At 54.5% G+C, this 18,397-nt stretch carries 15 protein-coding genes; 10 read left to right on the top strand and 5 right to left on the bottom strand.

The annotated features are described in order from the left end of the window. Positions 1–185 precede the first annotated feature (185 nt). The 10 genes from ribF (at position 186) to folA (ending at position 13,926) form a co-directional block, all read left to right on the top strand. Entirely contained in the window at positions 186–1,124 is a 939-nt protein-coding gene (gene ribF, locus WH298_RS12945) for a bifunctional riboflavin kinase/FAD synthetase (protein ID WP_007884953.1), read from the top strand. Positions 1,125–1,151: 27 nt separating this feature from the next. Then, positions 1,152–3,971, top strand: coding sequence for an isoleucine--tRNA ligase (gene ileS, locus WH298_RS12950; RefSeq protein WP_180823036.1), 2,820 nt, complete (start codon positions 1,152–1,154; stop codon positions 3,969–3,971). Next, positions 3,971–4,471 (top strand): signal peptidase II, encoded by a 501-nt coding sequence (lspA, locus tag WH298_RS12955; RefSeq protein ID WP_007884955.1) that lies wholly within the window; start codon positions 3,971–3,973, stop codon positions 4,469–4,471. Before ileS ends, lspA begins: the two co-directional genes overlap by 1 nt. A gap of 3 nt (positions 4,472–4,474) precedes the next feature. Next, positions 4,475–4,945, top strand: a complete 471-nt coding sequence (fkpB, locus tag WH298_RS12960; RefSeq protein WP_007884956.1) for an FKBP-type peptidyl-prolyl cis-trans isomerase — start codon at positions 4,475–4,477, stop codon at positions 4,943–4,945. Then, positions 4,926–5,879 (top strand): 4-hydroxy-3-methylbut-2-enyl diphosphate reductase, encoded by a 954-nt coding sequence (gene ispH / locus WH298_RS12965; protein WP_007884958.1) that lies wholly within the window; start codon positions 4,926–4,928, stop codon positions 5,877–5,879. The genes fkpB and ispH overlap by 20 nt, the downstream gene beginning before the upstream one ends. Positions 5,880–6,102: 223 nt before the next feature. Next, positions 6,103–6,918, top strand: a complete 816-nt coding sequence (gene dapB / locus WH298_RS12970) for a 4-hydroxy-tetrahydrodipicolinate reductase (RefSeq protein WP_007884960.1) — start codon at positions 6,103–6,105, stop codon at positions 6,916–6,918. Between the two features lie 469 nt (positions 6,919–7,387). Then, positions 7,388–8,536, top strand: coding sequence for a glutamine-hydrolyzing carbamoyl-phosphate synthase small subunit (gene carA, locus WH298_RS12975; RefSeq protein WP_180823037.1), 1,149 nt, complete (start codon positions 7,388–7,390; stop codon positions 8,534–8,536). A 13-nt stretch (positions 8,537–8,549) separates the two neighbouring features. After that, a complete protein-coding gene (carB, locus tag WH298_RS12980; RefSeq protein ID WP_180823038.1) occupies positions 8,550–11,774 on the top strand; it encodes a carbamoyl-phosphate synthase large subunit in 3,225 nt (1,074 codons plus the stop codon). A 241-nt stretch (positions 11,775–12,015) separates the two neighbouring features. After that, positions 12,016–13,158 (top strand): porin, encoded by a 1,143-nt coding sequence (locus WH298_RS12985; RefSeq protein WP_007884966.1) that lies wholly within the window; start codon positions 12,016–12,018, stop codon positions 13,156–13,158. Positions 13,159–13,443: 285 nt separating this feature from the next. Further along, entirely contained in the window at positions 13,444–13,926 is a 483-nt protein-coding gene (gene folA, locus WH298_RS12990; RefSeq protein ID WP_049851433.1) for a type 3 dihydrofolate reductase, read from the top strand. A 52-nt stretch (positions 13,927–13,978) separates the two neighbouring features. Here the strand turns inward: folA and apaH are convergent, their stop codons facing one another. The 5 genes from apaH to surA are packed head-to-tail and all read right to left on the bottom strand — an operon-like array spanning position 13,979 to position 18,374. After that, on the bottom strand, positions 13,979–14,848 hold the full coding sequence (gene apaH, locus WH298_RS12995; protein WP_007884973.1) for a bis(5'-nucleosyl)-tetraphosphatase (symmetrical) ApaH: 870 nt from the start codon (positions 14,846–14,848) through the stop codon (positions 13,979–13,981). A gap of 49 nt (positions 14,849–14,897) precedes the next feature. Continuing rightward, complete coding sequence (gene apaG, locus WH298_RS13000; protein WP_049851435.1) at positions 14,898–15,275, bottom strand: Co2+/Mg2+ efflux protein ApaG; 378 nt, start codon at positions 15,273–15,275, stop codon at positions 14,898–14,900. A gap of 4 nt (positions 15,276–15,279) precedes the next feature. Then, positions 15,280–16,104: a 16S rRNA (adenine(1518)-N(6)/adenine(1519)-N(6))-dimethyltransferase RsmA gene (gene rsmA, locus WH298_RS13005; RefSeq protein WP_007884976.1), complete on the bottom strand. Its 825-nt coding sequence runs from the start codon at positions 16,102–16,104 to the stop codon at positions 15,280–15,282. Next, positions 16,097–17,089 carry a 4-hydroxythreonine-4-phosphate dehydrogenase PdxA gene (gene pdxA, locus WH298_RS13010; RefSeq protein WP_007884978.1) on the bottom strand — a complete coding sequence of 331 codons (993 nt, stop codon included), beginning with the start codon at positions 17,087–17,089 and terminating at the stop codon, positions 16,097–16,099. The genes rsmA and pdxA overlap by 8 nt, the downstream gene beginning before the upstream one ends. Then, a complete protein-coding gene (surA, locus tag WH298_RS13015; protein ID WP_007884980.1) occupies positions 17,079–18,374 on the bottom strand; it encodes a peptidylprolyl isomerase SurA in 1,296 nt (431 codons plus the stop codon). The genes pdxA and surA overlap by 11 nt, the downstream gene beginning before the upstream one ends. Positions 18,375–18,397 lie beyond the last annotated feature (23 nt).

Below are 18,397 nucleotides of genomic sequence, written 5' to 3' on the forward strand. Positions count from 1 at the left end.
CGCAGGATTCTACCAGCAACGCGGCGTTGAATACAGTATTTCGCAGCAAAAATCTTCAGATCCTCGCTAAGCAACTGGCCACGCGTGGAATAAGCCGCTCCAGAAGCAGGAAAGGCACGTATACGGGTTAACCTAAACGCCATTCAAGGGTATAATCCGCCGATTTCCACCGGTTTGAGTCAGCCATGAAGTTTATCCGCGGCATTTATAATCTGAAAGAGCAGCATCGCGGCTGCGTCCTGACCATAGGCAATTTTGACGGCGTACATCGCGGCCACCAGGCTTTGATGGCGGAGCTGATTGCCGAAGGACGTCAACGCAATCTGCCGGTGGTGGTGATGCTGTTCGAGCCACAACCGCTTGAACTGTTTGCCGGCGATAAAGCCCCGGCGCGCCTTACACGTTTGCGTGAAAAGCTGAAATACCTTGAGCAAGCCGGTGTTGATGCGGTGTTGTGCGTGCGTTTTGATCGCCGCTTCGCCGCGCATTCGGCGCAGAGTTTTATTGCTGAATTACTGGTGGACAAGTTGAACGTGAAGTTCCTTGCCGTGGGCGATGATTTCCGCTTTGGCGCTGGTCGCCAGGGGGATTTCCTGCTATTACAGAAAGCCGGTGCGGAGTATGGCTTCGAGGTCATCAGCACCCAGACTTACTGTGACAGCGGCAAGCGCATCAGCAGCACGGCGGTACGTCAGGCGCTGGCGCAGGATGATTTCGCGCAAGCCGAAGCGCTGCTGGGCCATCCGTTCAGCATCTCAGGTCGCGTCGTGCACGGTGATGCACTTGGGCGCACCATCGGTTTTCCTACTGCTAACCTCCCTTTACGTCGTACCGTTACGCCGGTTAAAGGCGTGTTTGCGGTTGAAGTTTTGGGCCTTGGTGAGCAGCCGCTGCCGGGCGTGGCCAACATTGGTACGCGTCCTACGGTAAAAGGTTTACGTCAGCAGCTTGAAGTTCACCTGCTCGACACAAATATGAATCTCTATGGACGCCACATTGACGTGGTATTGAAACAGAAGATTCGCGATGAACAGCGTTTCGCTTCGCTGGACGCGTTGAAAGAACAAATTGCGAAAGATGTGGTGACGGCCCGCCAATTCTTTGGGCTAAAAACACCGGTTTAATGACCGAAATACGGAATCGAGAATCTGATGAGTGACTATAAATCTACCCTGAATTTGCCGGAAACGGGGTTCCCGATGCGTGGCGATCTGGCCAAGCGCGAACCGGGAATGCTGCAACGTTGGTATGATGACAACCTGTACGGCATCATCCGCGAAGCCAAAAAAGGGAAAAAAACCTTTATTTTGCATGATGGCCCTCCCTATGCGAACGGCAGCATTCATATCGGTCACTCAGTTAACAAGATTCTGAAAGACATTATCGTTAAGTCGAAAGGCATGGCGGGCTATGACTCGCCGTACGTTCCAGGCTGGGACTGCCACGGCTTGCCGATTGAACACAAAGTTGAGCAGATGATTGGCAAGCCGGGCGAGAAGGTGAGCGCTGCTGAATTTCGTGCAGCTTGCCGTCAATATGCGGCTGAACAGGTTGAAGGTCAGAAAAATGACTTCATCCGTCTCGGCGTATTAGGCGACTGGGATCGTCCTTACCTGACGATGAATTTCCAGACAGAAGCCAACATCATCCGCGCACTGGGTAAAATCGTCGGCAACGGCCATCTGCACAAAGGCGCTAAGCCGGTGCACTGGTGTATGGATTGCCGCTCAGCGCTGGCCGAAGCGGAAGTCGAGTACTACGACAAAACCTCACCCTCCATCGACGTGATGTTCAATGCCGTTGATGCTGACGCAGTACGCGCGAAGTTTGGCGTCACCGCTTCAGAAGGCCCAGTTTCTCTGGTTATCTGGACCACCACGCCGTGGACCATGCCGGCCAACCGCGGGATCTCACTGCATCCGGAATTTGAATACCAGCTGCTGCAGATTGAAGGTCGCAGCCTGATCCTCGCTAAAGAGATGGTTGAGAGCGTGATGAAGCGCGCTGGCATTAGCGACTGGACAGTGCTGGGCGAATGCAACGGCGCTGCGCTGGAGTTGCAGCTGTTCCAGCATCCGTTCCTTGAGCAGATCCAATCTAAAGTGGTTCTGGGTGAGCACGTTACGCTGGAAGCGGGTACCGGTGCGGTACACACTGCGCCAGGCCACGGCCCGGATGACTATGTCATCGGTCAGAAATATGGTCTGGAAACCGCCAATCCGGTTGGTCCGGACGGCGCCTATCTGCCAGGCACTTATCCAACGCTGGATGGTGTAAACGTCTTTAAAGCTAACGACATGATCGTTGAGCTGCTGAAAGAGAAAGGTGCGCTGCTGCATGTTGAAAAACTGCTGCATAGCTATCCACACTGCTGGCGTCACAAAACGCCGATCATCTTCCGTGCCACGCCGCAATGGTTCATCAGCATGGATCAGAAAGGTCTGCGTGCGCAGTCGCTGAAAGAGATCAAAGGCGTGCAGTGGATCCCGGATTGGGGCCAGGCGCGTATCGAAGCGATGGTCGCTAACCGTCCAGACTGGTGTATCTCACGTCAGCGTACGTGGGGCGTGCCGATGGCGCTGTTCGTGCATAAAGAGAGCGAGCAGTTGCATCCAGATACGCTGGAGCTGATGGAAAAAGTCGCCAAACGGGTTGAGCAGGACGGCATCCAGGCGTGGTGGGATCTCGACCCGCGCGACCTGATGGGCGACGACGCTGACCAATACGTTAAAGTGCCAGACACCTTAGACGTCTGGTTCGACTCCGGATCAACCAGCTACGCGGTCGTTGATGCGCGTGCAGAGTTTGGTGGTCACACGCCAGACATGTATCTGGAAGGTTCGGATCAGCATCGCGGCTGGTTCATGTCTTCTCTGATGATCTCTACGGCGATGAAAGGCAAAGCGCCTTATCGTCAGGTACTGACGCACGGCTTCACCGTCGATGGTCAGGGTCGCAAAATGTCGAAATCTATCGGCAACACCGTGGCACCGCAGGACGTGATGGATAAGCTGGGCGCGGACATTCTGCGTCTGTGGGTCGCCTCAACCGATTACTCCGGTGAGATGGCGGTATCCGACGAAATCCTCAAACGTGCCGCAGACAGCTATCGTCGTATCCGTAACACCGCGCGTTTCCTGCTGGCTAACCTTGCTGGCTTTAACCCGGCGACCGATTGCGTTAAGCCGGAAGAGATGGTGGTGGTGGATCGCTGGGCGGTCGGCCGCGCGCTGGCAGCGCAGCAGGATATCGTGCAGTCCTACGAGAACTATGATTTCCATGAAGTGGTGCAGCGCCTGATGCACTTCTGCTCCATCGAAATGGGCTCGTTCTATCTTGATGTGATCAAAGATCGTCAGTACACCGCGAAAGGTGACAGCCTGGCGCGTCGCAGCTGCCAAACCGCACTGTGGCACATCGTTGAAGCGCTGGTGCGCTGGATGGCGCCAATCATGTCCTTCACCGCTGACGAAATCTGGGGCTATCTGCCGGGCGAGCGTGCGAAATACGTGTTCACCGAAGAGTGGTACCAGGGTCTGTTTGGTCTGGCGGAGAACGAAGCGCTGAACGACGCTTATTGGGATGACCTGCTGAAAGTTCGCGGCGAAGTGAACAAGGTCATTGAGCAAGCGCGGAGTGATAAACGCATCGGTGGTGCGCTGGAAGCCACGGTCACGCTTTACGCAGATGCCGAGCTGGCAGCCAAGCTGCAGGCGCTGGGCGATGAGCTGCGTTTTGTGCTACTAACCTCAGGTGCGACCGTTGCGGATTACGCCACGGCCAGCGATGAAGCGCAGCAGAGCGAGCTGTTAAAAGGTCTGAAAATTGCGCTGCACAAAGCAGAAGGTGAGAAATGTCCGCGCTGCTGGCATTACACTACTGACGTTGGCCAGAATCCGGAGCATGCTGCGGTGTGTGGTCGTTGCTACACCAACGTCGCCGGCAATGGCGAACAGCGGAAATTTGCCTGATGAGTAAAGCGCTCTCTTCGACTGGTTTGCGCTGGCTGTGGCTGGTGCTGGTGGTGATCGCCATCGATTTTGGCAGCAAGATGTGGATCATCAACAACATGATGCTGCATGAAACGCAGCCGCTGATGCCGTTCCTGAACCTGTTCTACGCGCACAACTATGGCGCGGCGTTCAGTTTCCTGGCCGACAAAGGCGGCTGGCAGCGCTGGTTCTTTGCCGGTATCGCCGTTGCTATCGTGGTGGCGCTGCTGGTGATGATGTATCGCAATGCGGCCACGAACAAATTAACCAATATTGCCTACGCGCTGATTATTGGCGGGGCGTTAGGTAACCTGTTTGACCGTTCATATCACGGCTTTGTGGTCGATTTTATCGACTTCTATGTCGGAGACTGGCACTTCGCGACCTTTAACATCGCTGACTGTGCCATCTGCATCGGCGCGGCGCTGGTGGTGCTGGAAGGTTTTCTCAGCCCGAACGGCAAACCGGCTAAGGAATAAAAGATGACAGACTTAGTTCAGCGCGATAGCGCGTTGCTGGTGCATTTCACGCTGAAGCTGGAAGATGGTTCGACAGCTGAATCCACGCGCGCCAACGGCAAACCTGCGCTGTTCCGTCTGGGCGATGGTAGCCTGTCGGGCGCGCTGGAACAGCAGCTGATCGGGCGTAAAGTGGGCGATAAGCACGCGTTTACGCTGGAACCGGAAGATGCGTTTGGTGGCACCAGTCCGGATCTGGTTCAGTACTTCTCGCGCCGTGACTTTAACGATGCGGGCGAGCCGGAAGTGGGTGCCATCATGCTGTTTAGCGGTCGAGGCGGCAGCGAAATGCCGGGTGTGATTCGTGAAGTTTCCGGCGACTCGATCACCGTGGATTTCAACCATCCGCTAGCGGGTCAACGCATTCAGTTCGACATTGAAGTGCTGGAGATTGATCCGGTGCTGGAGGGCAACGATGCAAATCCTGTTAGCTAACCCGCGCGGTTTCTGCGCAGGCGTCGATCGCGCCATCAGCATCGTTGAGCGCGCGCTGGAGATGTATGGCGCGCCCATCTATGTGCGTCACGAAGTGGTGCATAACCGCTACGTGGTGAGCAGCCTGCGCGAGCGCGGCGCCATCTTCATTGAAGAGATCGCCGAAGTACCAGACAACGCGATTTTGATCTTCTCGGCGCACGGTGTCTCACAAGCGGTTCGCGCCGAAGCCAAAGCACGTAATCTCACCATGTTGTTCGATGCCACCTGTCCGCTGGTGACCAAAGTGCATATGGAAGTCGCGCGCGCCAGCCGCAAAGGTGTCGAAGCGATCCTCATTGGTCACGCGGGCCATCCCGAAGTGGAAGGCACCATGGGCCAATACAGTAATCCGAACGGTGGCATGTATCTGGTGGAATCACCGGAAGATGTGTTTAAGCTGAACGTGAAAGATGAGCGCAATCTGTGCTTTATGACGCAGACTACGCTCTCCGTCGATGATACCTCGGACGTGATTGATGCTTTGCGTCAGCGCTTCCCGGCAATTATCGGTCCACGTAAAGATGACATCTGCTATGCCACCACTAACCGTCAGGAAGCGGTACGCGTGTTGGCGCGTGATGCTGAAGTGGTGCTGGTGGTGGGGTCGAAAAACTCCTCTAACTCTAATCGCCTGGCGGAACTGGCGCAGCGTGCTGGCAAGCTGGCGAAGCTGATTGATTCAGCGGATGACATCCAGGAAGAGTGGGTCAAAGATAAGCAGATCATCGGCGTCACCGCGGGAGCATCAGCGCCGGATATTCTGGTGCAGCAGGTAATCCAGCGTTTGCGTGAGCTCGGCGGAGAAGCAGCCATTGAGCTGATTGGTCGCGAAGAGAACATCGTGTTTGAAGTACCGAAAGAGCTGCGCGTCGACGTACGCAACGTGCAGTAAGCGCTTCGCGCCACAGTAAAAATCAGGCCGACATTGTTCGGCCTTTTCTTTGTCTGTCGCCACCTAAAATCCCACTTCCAGCATGCGGGATTGCTTTTACTGATAATGTTTCGCGGCTGGCATAAAATTCTTATTATCCCTTTATTATTGTGGCGTGACGGTTATCTGACCGTTAACCTGTTTACGCTTTATATGCATAGATTTGTATCAGGAATGAATAATTATGAGTGAAATCCGCATTGCTATCGTTGGTGCGCCGGGTCGCATGGGACGTAATTTGATTCAGGCCGTTCAGCAGGCGGAAGGTGTCGTGCTTGGTGCCGCATTGGCGCGCAGCGGTTCCTCGCTGTTGGGTGTTGATGCGGGGGAGTTGGCGGGCGTCGGCAAAACCGGCGTGATCGTCACCGACGATCTGCATCAGGTGAGCAATGATTTCGATGTCTTAATCGACTTCACCCGCCCGGAAGGCACGCTGGAGTATCTGGCGTTTTGCCGCCAGCACAAAAAGGCGATGGTGATCGGTACCACCGGTTTTGATGAGGCGGGTAAAGCAGCGATTCGCGCGGCTGCGCAAGAGATTGGTATCGTGTTTGCCGCCAACTTCAGCGTTGGCGTCAATCTGGTGCTAAACCTGCTGCAGCAGGCAGCGAAAGTGATGGGTGACTACGCGGATATTGAAATTGTAGAAGCGCATCACCGTCATAAAGTTGATGCACCATCAGGTACCGCGCTGGCAATGGGCGAAGCCATTGCCGATGCCATGAACTGGAAGCTGGACGAGCATGCGGTGTATGCCCGTGAAGGCCATACCGGTGAGCGTAAAGCACAAACCATCGGTTTCGCTACGGTGCGCGCCGGTGATATCGTGGGCGAACATACTGCGATGTTTGCGGATATCGGCGAGCGAGTAGAGATTACCCACAAGGCTTCCAGCCGCATGACCTTCGCAAATGGCGCGGTTAAGGCTGCAAGCTGGCTTAAGAACAACAAATCTGGCCTTTATGACATGCGTGACGTGCTGGATTTATCGATGTTGTGAGTGTTGTGAACCATCGTGATGTGGTTATTTCAATCGGTAAGGCCTTGATTGACGAGGGCAATGTTTTCATTGCCCTTTATTTTATCTATAAATAACCATCTTGTTGTATATTGATTATGAAGTCTTTATTTATCGTGGTTTTTGAGTGTTTATCAGCCTGCTTAAGTCCATTTTTGACCATTTGGTCAAAAATTTATGCGTGCTAGCACCATTTTGTGATTATTGCCGTCAGGCAACCGATTATTTTTCCGAGTTATCACGCTCTTTTGTCGCCTTTCCCCGTTTTTAACATTCAGTTGCCCGAAATATACAAAAAAATAGCCACATGGTGTAGACAAGCTGCGGGTCGATCATTAGAATGCGCGCAATTTGCCAAAATTCGAGTACTCAGGCGGGTTTTGCATTGATTCTGGCACTGCTTTTGAATTAATATGCAAATATTGTGACTGTTTATTCCCTGGAGGATGTTTTGATTAAGTCAGCGCTCTTGGTTCTGGAAGACGGAACCCAATTCCACGGTCGGGCCATCGGGGCAACGGGGTCGGCAGTGGGAGAAGTTGTTTTCAACACTTCAATGACCGGTTATCAAGAAATCCTCACTGATCCTTCCTATTCTCGCCAAATCGTTACCCTCACTTATCCCCATATCGGCAATGTTGGCGTTAACGCCGCCGATGAAGAATCCAGCCAAATCCATGCTCAAGGCCTCGTTATTCGCGATCTGCCGCTGATTACCAGCAACTTCCGCAGTGAAGAGAGTCTGTCAGCTTACCTACAGCGCAATAACATCGTCGGTATCGCCGATATCGACACGCGCAAACTGACCCGTTTGCTGCGTGAGAAAGGTGCTCAGAGTGGCTGCATTATTGCGGGCGATAATCCGGATGCCGCACTGGCGCTACAGAAAGCGCAGGCGTTCCCGGGCTTGAAAGGGATGGATCTGGCGAAAGAAGTCACCACCGCAGAGACCTACGCATGGCAGCAGGGCAGTTGGACGCTGGAAGGCGACCTGCCGGAGCAGAAAAGCGCGGAAGCGCTGCCGTTCCACGTGGTGGCCTATGATTACGGCGCTAAGCGCAATATCCTGCGCATGCTGGTGGATCGCGGCTGCCGCCTGACGGTAGTACCGGCACAAACCCCGGCAGACGAGGTGCTGGCACTTAATCCAGACGGTATTTTCCTGTCGAACGGCCCTGGCGATCCTGAGCCGTGCGACTATGCCATTAACGCGATTCAGGCGTTCCTGAACACGGACATTCCAGTGTTCGGCATCTGCCTCGGCCATCAGTTATTAGCGCTGGCGAGCGGTGCCAAAACCATCAAGATGAAACTCGGCCACCACGGCGGCAACCACCCGGTGAAAGATCTCGATAACAATACCGTGATGATTACCGCGCAGAATCACGGTTTTGCGGTTGATGACAGCCAGTTGCCAGCGAATCTGTGCGTGACGCATGTGTCGCTGTTCGACAAAACCGTGCAGGGCATTCATCGCACCGACAAACCGGCCTTCAGCTTCCAGGGACATCCGGAAGCGAGCCCAGGCCCGCACGACGCGGCGCCACTGTTCGATCACTTTATCGAACTGATCGAAGCTTACCGTTCTAACGCGAAGTAATCAGGAGCCCACGATGCCAAAACGTACAGACATAAAATCCATCCTGATCCTTGGCGCTGGCCCGATCGTAATCGGCCAGGCATGTGAATTTGACTACTCCGGTGCGCAGGCGTGTAAAGCGCTGCGCGAAGAGGGTTACCGCGTCATTCTGGTGAACTCGAACCCGGCCACAATCATGACCGACCCGGAAATGGCCGATGCCACCTACATCGAGCCGATTCACTGGGAAGTGGTACGCAAAATTATCGAAAAAGAGCGCCCGGATGCGGTGCTGCCGACCATGGGCGGCCAGACTGCGCTGAACTGTGCGCTGGAGCTGGAGCGTCAAGGCGTGCTGGCTGAATTCGGCGTCACCATGATTGGTGCCACCGCCGATGCGATTGACAAAGCCGAAGATCGCCGCCGTTTCGACGTAGCGATGAAAAGCATTGGTTTGGGCACAGCGCGTTCCGGTATTGCGCACAACATGGAAGAAGCGCTGGCGGTGGCCGAAGACGTTGGCTTCCCGTGCATCATCCGTCCTTCCTTTACCATGGGCGGCACCGGCGGCGGTATCGCCTATAACCGCGAAGAGTTCGAAGAGATTTGCGAGCGCGGTCTGGATCTGTCGCCAACCAATGAGCTGCTGATTGACGAGTCGCTGATTGGCTGGAAAGAGTACGAGATGGAAGTGGTGCGTGATAAAAACGACAACTGCATCATCGTCTGCTCAATCGAAAACTTCGATGCGATGGGCATCCACACCGGTGACTCGATCACCGTGGCGCCAGCGCAAACCCTGACCGACAAAGAGTATCAAATCATGCGTAACGCCTCGCTGGCGGTACTGCGTGAGATCGGTGTAGAAACCGGCGGTTCTAACGTCCAGTTCTCGGTGAACCCGAAAGATGGCCGTATGATCGTTATTGAAATGAACCCGCGCGTGTCCCGTTCGTCGGCGCTGGCATCGAAAGCCACCGGCTTCCCGATTGCTAAAGTGGCAGCGAAGCTGGCGGTGGGCTTCACCCTCGATGAGCTGATGAACGACATCACCGGCGGCTTAACGCCTGCGTCGTTCGAACCCTCTATCGACTACGTTGTGACCAAAATTCCTCGTTTCAACTTCGAGAAGTTTGCTGGCGCCAACGATCGCCTGACGACGCAGATGAAATCAGTGGGTGAAGTGATGGCGATTGGCCGTACTTTCCAGGAATCGATGCAGAAAGCGCTGCGCGGCCTGGAAGTGGGCGCCAACGGTTTTGACCCGAAAGTCAGCCTGGACGATGCCGAAGCACTGACGCGCATTCGCCGTGAACTGAAAGATGCCGGTTCTGACCGTATCTGGTACATCGCCGATGCCTTCCGTGCCGGCATGTCGGTGGATGGCGTGTTCAATCTCACCAACATCGACCGCTGGTTCCTGGTACAGATTGAAGAGCTGGTGCGTCTGGAAGAGCAGGTTGAGCGCGAAGGCGTGAACTCGCTGAATGCTGAATTCCTGCGGGCCCTGAAACGTAAAGGCTTTGCCGATGTGCGTCTGGCCACGCTGGCCAGCGTTTCAGAAGGCGAAATTCGCAAGCTGCGTCAGCAGTTTAATCTGCATCCGGTCTACAAACGCGTCGATACCTGCGCCGCTGAATTTGCCACCGATACCGCGTATATGTACTCAACCTACGAGGAGGAGTGCGAAGCCAATCCAAATCAGGATCGTGAAAAAATTATGATTCTGGGCGGTGGTCCAAACCGTATCGGCCAGGGCATCGAGTTTGATTACTGCTGCGTGCATGCGGCGCTGGCACTGCGTGAAGACGGTTACGAAACCATCATGGTTAACTGTAACCCGGAAACCGTATCGACCGATTATGACACCTCAGATCGCCTCTACTTCGAGCCGGTCACGTTGGAAGATGTGCTGGAAATCGTGCGCATTGAGCAACCAAAAGGCGTCATCGTGCAGTACGGTGGCCAGACTCCGCTGAAACTGGCGCGCGCGCTGGAAGCGGCCGGCGTGCCGGTGATTGGTACCAGCCCGGATGCCATTGACCGTGCAGAAGACCGTGAACGTTTCCAGCAGGCGGTTGATCGCCTGAATCTGAAGCAACCGGCGAACGCCACCGTTGCCACGCTGGAGCAGGCGGTAGAAAAAGCGGCCGGTATCGGCTATCCGCTGGTGGTACGTCCTTCTTATGTGCTGGGCGGCCGCGCGATGGAAATCGTTTACGATGAAATCGACCTGAAGCGCTACTTCCAGACCGCGGTTTCGGTCTCTAACGATGCGCCGGTGTTGCTGGATCGTTTCCTCGACGACGCGGTTGAAGTGGATGTTGATGCGATTTGCGACGGCGAGCGTGTGCTGATTGGCGGCATTATGGAGCACATCGAGCAGGCAGGCGTGCACTCCGGTGACTCCGCATGTTCACTGCCAGCCTACACGCTGAGCACTGAAATTCAGAACGTGATGCGTCAGCAGGTAGAGAAACTGGCCTTTGAGCTGAACGTACGCGGCTTGATGAACGTGCAGTTTGCGGTGAAGGACAACGAGGTTTACCTGATTGAGGTTAACCCGCGTGCCGCACGTACCGTACCGTTTGTGTCGAAAGCCACCGGCGTGGCGCTGGCGAAAGTAGCGGCGCGCGTAATGGCCGGCAAAACGCTGGCGGAGCAGGGCGTCACCAAAGAAGTGATTCCTCCGTATTACTCGGTAAAAGAAGTGGTGCTGCCGTTCAACAAGTTCCCAGGCGTTGACCCGATTCTCGGCCCTGAAATGCGCTCTACCGGTGAAGTGATGGGTGTTGGTCGAACCTTCGCAGAAGCCTTTGCGAAAGCGATGCTGGGCGCGCAGAGCAATATGAAGAAAACCGGCCGTGCACTGTTGTCAGTACGTGAAGGCGATAAGAAACGTATCGTCGACCTGGCGGCGAAGCTGCAGAAGTTTGGTTTCGAGCTGGATGCCACGCACGGCACCGCAGTGGTACTGGGCGAAGCTGGCATTAATCCACGTCTGGTGAACAAGGTGCATGAAGGTCGTCCGCACATTCAGGATCGTCTGAAGAACGGCGAATATGCTTACATCGTGAACACCACTGCAGGGCGTCAGGCGATTGAAGACTCTAAACTGATTCGTCGCAGCGCACTGCAATATAAAGTGCATTACGACACTACGCTGAACGGCGGTTTTGCTACTGCGATGGCGCTGAATGCGGATCCCACCGAGCAGGTGATTTCCGTGCAGGAAATGCATGCGCAAATTAAAGGCTAATCAGTTCGTTAGCTAAAATAAGCGGCTCCTTCGGGAGCCGTTTTTATTTTGTCATTTTGCTGCAATATGGAAATGCTTATACGTTAAAATTCTTTAGATTTGACATAACTTTTATCAGTTGATGCGGAAAACGTTACACCTCGGAATATCCGCACAAAATTATAAATAAGAACCCAGTAAGCGCACCGTACTATTTCGCTCGCTCACCAATAGAGCGCTCACCTTAACTGGGATATAAAAAATGCAAATGCGTGCTTTCACTCTCAGCGCTATTGCTGCGTTACTCGCAGCGGCGCCACTCGCCAGCCAGGCGGAAATTACTTTACTCAAGCAGGATCCCCAGGCGGGCGATCCGCTCAGCCGTCTCGACTTCAAAGTGGGCGGCAGTATTCGTCCACAGTTCCAACACCAAAATGGTGTGAATGACCAATCCTATAAGCGTAATGGCTATGATGGCGGTTCACGTTTCCGCTTCACTGCGAATTACTACCTGTTTGATGACGTAAGCTGGGTCGGTTACTACGAGCTGGGTGTTAACTTCCCGGCTTGGTGGGGTTGGGACAATCATCATGCTGATGGCGCCAACAATACCACCCGTCGCCAACTTTACACGGGCTTCAAAAGTGCCACTTTGGGTGAGCTCTACTTTGGTCAGCAGAACAGCGTTTACTACGATGTAGTGGGCGCGAAAACCGATATCTGGGACTATGACATGTTGGCCCAGGGCCCAGGCAACGGTATCAATGGCGATTACGATGGTTCATATCGCTCGCGCAAAATGTTGAAGTACAAAAACACCTTCGGCGATGCAGATGTATATGCGTCTTATCTGTTTGAAGATAATGAGTTCCTGCCGGGTAACGGCCTACGCTACAAGCGTAAAGGCGGCGGCTCGCTGGGTGTGAACTATCACATCACCAAAGATCTGGCATGGGGAACCGCGTGGAACTACACCCGCGCAGATATCCGTAATCCAGGCAATGGTGACAGCAAGCGCTACGACCAGAATATCTACGGTACCGCATTGAGCTGGACGCCGGATAACTGGACGCTGTCAGCAGGTGCGGGTTGGTATGAAAACTTCTCTCCAACCAAACGTAATACGGTAAACAACTACTTCGCGGATGACGCGTGGGGTATTGAATATTTTGCCGGTTACAAATTCCCAATCGGTCAGTATGCGGTGAAATCAATTCAGCCTTACTTCATGGGTGACCGTCTGGAGTTCGTCAACGGACGTGATTACAAACGTATCGATAATGGGGTTGGCGTGAGCGCACAGCTCGACTACGGCTTCCGTATTGATTACGAATATGTCATCACCTCAAGCACCGACAAATCACTGGGTAACGTCAACCTGGTGCGTCTGCGCTACGATTTCTAAATCGTCTTAACGGCTCCTGCGGGAGCCGTTTTCTTTTGGTGCACAGAGTGCGTTTTTCTTTACACTGCCATACCGAGTGTCCACGGATTCGTGCTGAGTTGTGCCGCCTCGCCAGCAATTTCTGGCGCCTCTCCCCGCTATTGCTGGGAAAGTCGGTGTAAAACTCTGTCCAAGAACAAAAGTGCGGTGGCATCGGAGCTTTACGCAAATAGCGGGGTCGGCCTATCGACGAAAGTTTCGCCTTTACGTATGATGGCGCCAATTTTTTCCAGTAGGTCTTTTAACATGATTAGTCTGATCGCGGCACTGGCAACGGATCGCATTATTGGTATGGAAAACGCCATGCCATGGAATCTGCCAGCAGATTTGGCGTGGTTCAAACGTAATACCCTGAATAAGCCGGTGATTATGGGCCGCCTGACCTTTGAATCCATTGGCCGTCCGCTGCCTGGACGTCTTAATATTGTGGTCAGCAGCCAGCCTGGCAACCATGATGGCGTAACCTGGGTGACCTCGCTGGAAGAGGCGGTGAAAGCTGCGGGCGATGTAGAAGAGATGATGGTGATTGGCGGTGGACGCGTTTACGAGCAGATGCTGGCGCGCGCAGATCGTCTGTATCTGACGCATATCGACGCGGAAGTGGAAGGGGATACGCAATTCCCGGATTATGAGCCGGATGAGTGGCAATCAACCTTTAGCGAATTCCACGATGCCGACGAGCAGAACTCGCACAGCTACTGCTTTGAGATTCTGGATCGCCGTAAGTAGGGTTGGCCTTCAGGTGACCAATAAAAAACCCCGCTAAAGCGGGGTTTTTTAATTACGGCGTATCGCTTAACGGTGGATGTGCGCTGGCGGCGCTTTCCGCCATCGCCTGTTCACGATTCGAGGCTTGCACGTAATATTGTTTGGTTTCCCAATGCAACAGCGTCAGTGTTCCGCCCCAGCAGCAACCGGTATCCAGACCAATTACGTGTTCAGGTGTACCTTTCCCTTCCAGTGATGCCCAATGACCGAAAATCTGCGTGTAGTCGCTGTCGATCTTGCTCGGCACCATAAACCACGGCTTCAGCGGCGGTGGTGCAGATTCCGGGGATTCCTTGCAAATCATATCCAGCTGACCATTTGGAAAGCAGAAGCGCATGCGCGTTAGCGCATTGGTGCTAAATCGCAGGCGCGCCAGCCCGCTAAGCTCCGGCGTCCAGTTGTTTGGCATGTCGCCGTACATGGCGTCGAGAAACAGCGGATAGCTGTCGCTGGAAAGCACCGCTTCTACTTCGCGCGCGCATAACTGTGCCGTTTCCAGATCCCACTGCGGTGTAATCCCGGCATGCGCCATTAATAGCTTCTTCTCTTCATCTACCTGCAGCAGCGGCTGACGACGCAACCAGTTGATCAGTTCATCGGCATCATCGGCTTCCAGCAGCGGCGTCAGGCGATCTTTCGGCTTATTACGGCTGATACCGGCAAACACCGCCAGCAGGTGCAGATCGTGATTGCCCAGCACCAGGCGCACGCAATCACCCAGCGATTTCACATAGCGCAACACATTGAGCGAGCCGGGCCCGCGCGCTACCAGATCGCCGGTGAGCCACAATGTGTCCTGCTGCGGATCGAAATCGACCTGCGCCAGCAGCGCACGAAGCTCGTCATAACAGCCATGGATATCGCCAATCAGGTATGTACTCATTGTCAGTCCGGTTAAAACGCGCCGCCCGGACGGGCCGGGCGGAGGAGGATTAATGAATGTGGGTTTGCACCGCAAGTCGGAACACGGGAATTTCGACGTGGAACTCTTCGCCCGCTTCATCGATCATCACATAGTGACCCTGCATAGTGCCCATCGGCGTTTCAAGAATCGCGCCGCTGGTGTATTGATACTCGCCGCCGGCCGCGATGTGCGGCTGCTCGCCGACCACGCCTTCGCCCTGGACTTCAGTCTCGCGACCGTTACCGTTGGTGATCAGCCAATAGCGGCTGCGCAGCTGTACGCTGCTGCGCCCTAGATTGCGGATGGTGATGGTGTAGGCAAACACGTAGCGATCCTCGTCGGGCAAGGATTGCGACTCCACATACTGACTATGTACATGGATACAGACGCGGGCCAGTTCACTCATGCACTCAATTCTCCGGGTTTTCAGCCTGATGCTTGCTCAACCAGTTTGCCAGTTGGCAATATTGCGCCACAGAAACGTTTTCTGCACGCAGTGAGGCATCGATATCTAATTGATCCAGCGCACCAGCCGCAAACATATGAGCAAGGCTGTTGCGCAGCGTTTTACGGCGTTTACCAAAGGCTTCTGTGGTAATGCGGCTCAGCAGACGAATATCGCTCACCGGATGCTGTGGCTGCGTATAAGGCACCAAACGCACCACGGCCGAATCTACTTTCGGCGGCGGCGTGAACGATTCAGGCGGCACTTCGAGCACAGGGATAACCTGGCAATAGTACTGCGCCATCACGCTCAGACGACCATAAGCTTTGCTGCCTGGACCGGCGACTAAACGATTCACCACTTCTTTCTGCAACATGAAGTGCATGTCTTTAATCGAACCAGTATAGCTGAAAAGGTGGAACATCAGCGGCGTGGAGATGTTGTACGGCAGGTTGCCAAATACCCGCAGCGGCTGACCTTTCTCCTGCGCCAGGGCAGAAAAATCAAAGGTCATCGCATCCTGCTGGAAGATGGTCAGCTTAGGGCCGAGGAACGGGTGAGTTTGTAGACGCGCGGCAAGGTCGCGGTCCAGCTCGACAACGGTCAGCTCATCCAGACGCTCGCCTACCGGTTCGGTTAACGCACCAAGGCCGGGGCCAATTTCCACAATGGCTTCGCCTTTTTGCGGATGAATGGCGGAGACAATGCTGTCGATAATGTACTGATCGTTCAGGAAGTTCTGCCCGAAACGTTTACGGGCATAATGCCCCTGATGGACGCGATTATTCATTACTGCTCTTGATCATAGTGATGGCGAGATTAAGCGCCGTGATAAAGCTGCCCGGTTCCGCCTGACCCAGTCCGGCTAATTCAAGCGCGGTGCCGTGGTCGACAGAAGTCCGGATAAAGGGCAGGCCAAGCGTGATATTTACCGCCCGGCCAAACCCCTGAAATTTTAGCACCGGTAAGCCCTGGTCGTGATACATCGCCAGCACTGCGTCGGCATGTTGCAGGTATTTCGGCTGGAATAACGTATCCGCTGGCAGTGGTCCAGTGAGTTGGATGCCTTGCTGACGCAGCTCATTGAGTGCCGGAATAATGGTATCAATCTCTTCACGGCCCATATGGCCGCTCTCGCCGGCATGCGGATTGAGGCCGCAGACGAAGATATGCGGATTTGGCAAACCAAACTTTAGCTGAAGATCGCGATGCAAAATCGTGATCACTTCATGCAGCGTGTCGCGAGTAATTGCTGCAGACACATCTTTCAACGGCAGATGCGTCGTGGCTAAGGCGACGCGCAACTCTTCAGTTGCCAGCATCATAACCACTAAATCGCCACCGGCGCGATCGGCGAAAAATTCGGTGTGACCGGTAAACGGGATGCCCGCGTCGTTGATCACGCCTTTATGTACTGGCCCGGTAATCAGCGCAGCGAATTCACCCTTCAGACAACCATCGCAGGCGCGCGTCAGCGTTTCCAGCACATAGTGGCTGTTAGCGACGCACAGTTCACCAGCGGTGACGGGCTGCGCGGTATCCACTTGCAGCAGCGTAAGGGTGCCGGCCTGCTGCGGTTGTGCCGCGACGCCAGGCTGATAGTCGCGCAGCGTCAGCGGTAAACCCAATAAAGCAGCGCGACGGCGCAAAAGCTCGCCGTCGCCGCAGACCACCAATTCAACGGGCCAGTTTTGCTGCGCCAGTTGAACGGTGAGGTCGGGACCAATCCCGGCGGGTTCGCCGGGAGTGATCGCTACACGATAATTACTGACCATTGTTATCCAGAATTTTCACGTAAGCACTGGCGCGCTGTTCCTGCATCCAGGTTTGCGCTTCTTCCGCGAATTTACGGTTGAACAGCATACGATAGGCGCGCTCTTTCTGCGCAGCATCGGTCTTATCGACCTGACGCGTATCCAGCAGCTGAATCAGATGCCAGCCGAAGGAGGAGTGAACTGGCTGGCTCACCTGGCCTTTCTGCAGTTTCAACAGTGCATCGCGGAACGCCGGATCGTAAATTTCCGGTGATGCCCATCCAAGATCGCCGCCCTGATTGGCAGAACCCGGATCGTCAGAGAACTGCTTGGCCGCTGCGGCGAAGGTGGTTTTACCGCTTTGAATGTCGGCCGCGATCTGTTCGATCTTCGCTTGAGCCTGCGCGTCAGTCAGAATCGGTGACGGCTTCAGCAGGATGTGGCGCGCGTGTACTTCAGTCACGGAGATGTTTTTACTCTCGCCACGCAGATCGTTCACCTTCAGGATATGGAAGCCGACACCTGAACGGATTGGGCCGACGATATCGCCTTTCTTCGCGGTGCTCAGCGCCTGCGAGAACAGCGTTGGCAGCTCTTCGATTTTGCCCCAACCCATGTTGCCGCCTTTCAGCGCTTGTGGATCGGCTGAGTAAGTGACGGCCAGTTTGCCGAAGTCAGCCCCGCTTTTCAGCTGAGCAACCAATTGGCGCGCCAGCGTTTCCTGATCGTCAACCTGCTGTTGCGTTGGGTTCTCTGACAGTGGCAGCAGAATCTGGCTAATGTTCAGTTCCGTACCCTGGCTGTTCTGCGCTCCGACCTGAGCGGCCAACGTGTCCACTTCCTGCGGCAGGATGGTGACGCGGCGACGCACTTCGTTATTACGCACTTCGGCAATCATCATCTCTTTGCGGATCTGCGCGCGATAGACGTTGTAGTTCATACCGTCGTAAGCCAGACGACTACGCAGCTGATCAAGACTCATGCGATTCTGTGCGGCAATGTTTTGAATAGCCTGATCCAGTTGCTGATCGCTAATCTGCACGCCTGCTTTTTCACCCATTTGCAGAATGATGTTATCCATGACCTGGCGTTCAAGGATTTGATGACGCAATGTGTTGTCATCAGGGAGCTGCTGGTTTGCCTGCTGCGCCTGTGATTTCACGGTGCGCATCATGTCATCAACGTCACTTTCGAGTACCACGCCGTTATTTACGACTGCGGCAACTTTATCAACCACTTGTGGGGCTGCGAACGCAGTGTTAGCGGTAATCGCCACACCAAGAATCAGCATTCTCCAGTTCTTCATACTTTATCCATTGTTGTTTCCGC

Origin of the sequence: Pantoea nemavictus (assembly GCF_037479095.1) — a bacterium.
Classification (GTDB): Bacteria; Pseudomonadota; Gammaproteobacteria; order Enterobacterales; family Enterobacteriaceae; genus Pantoea; species Pantoea nemavictus.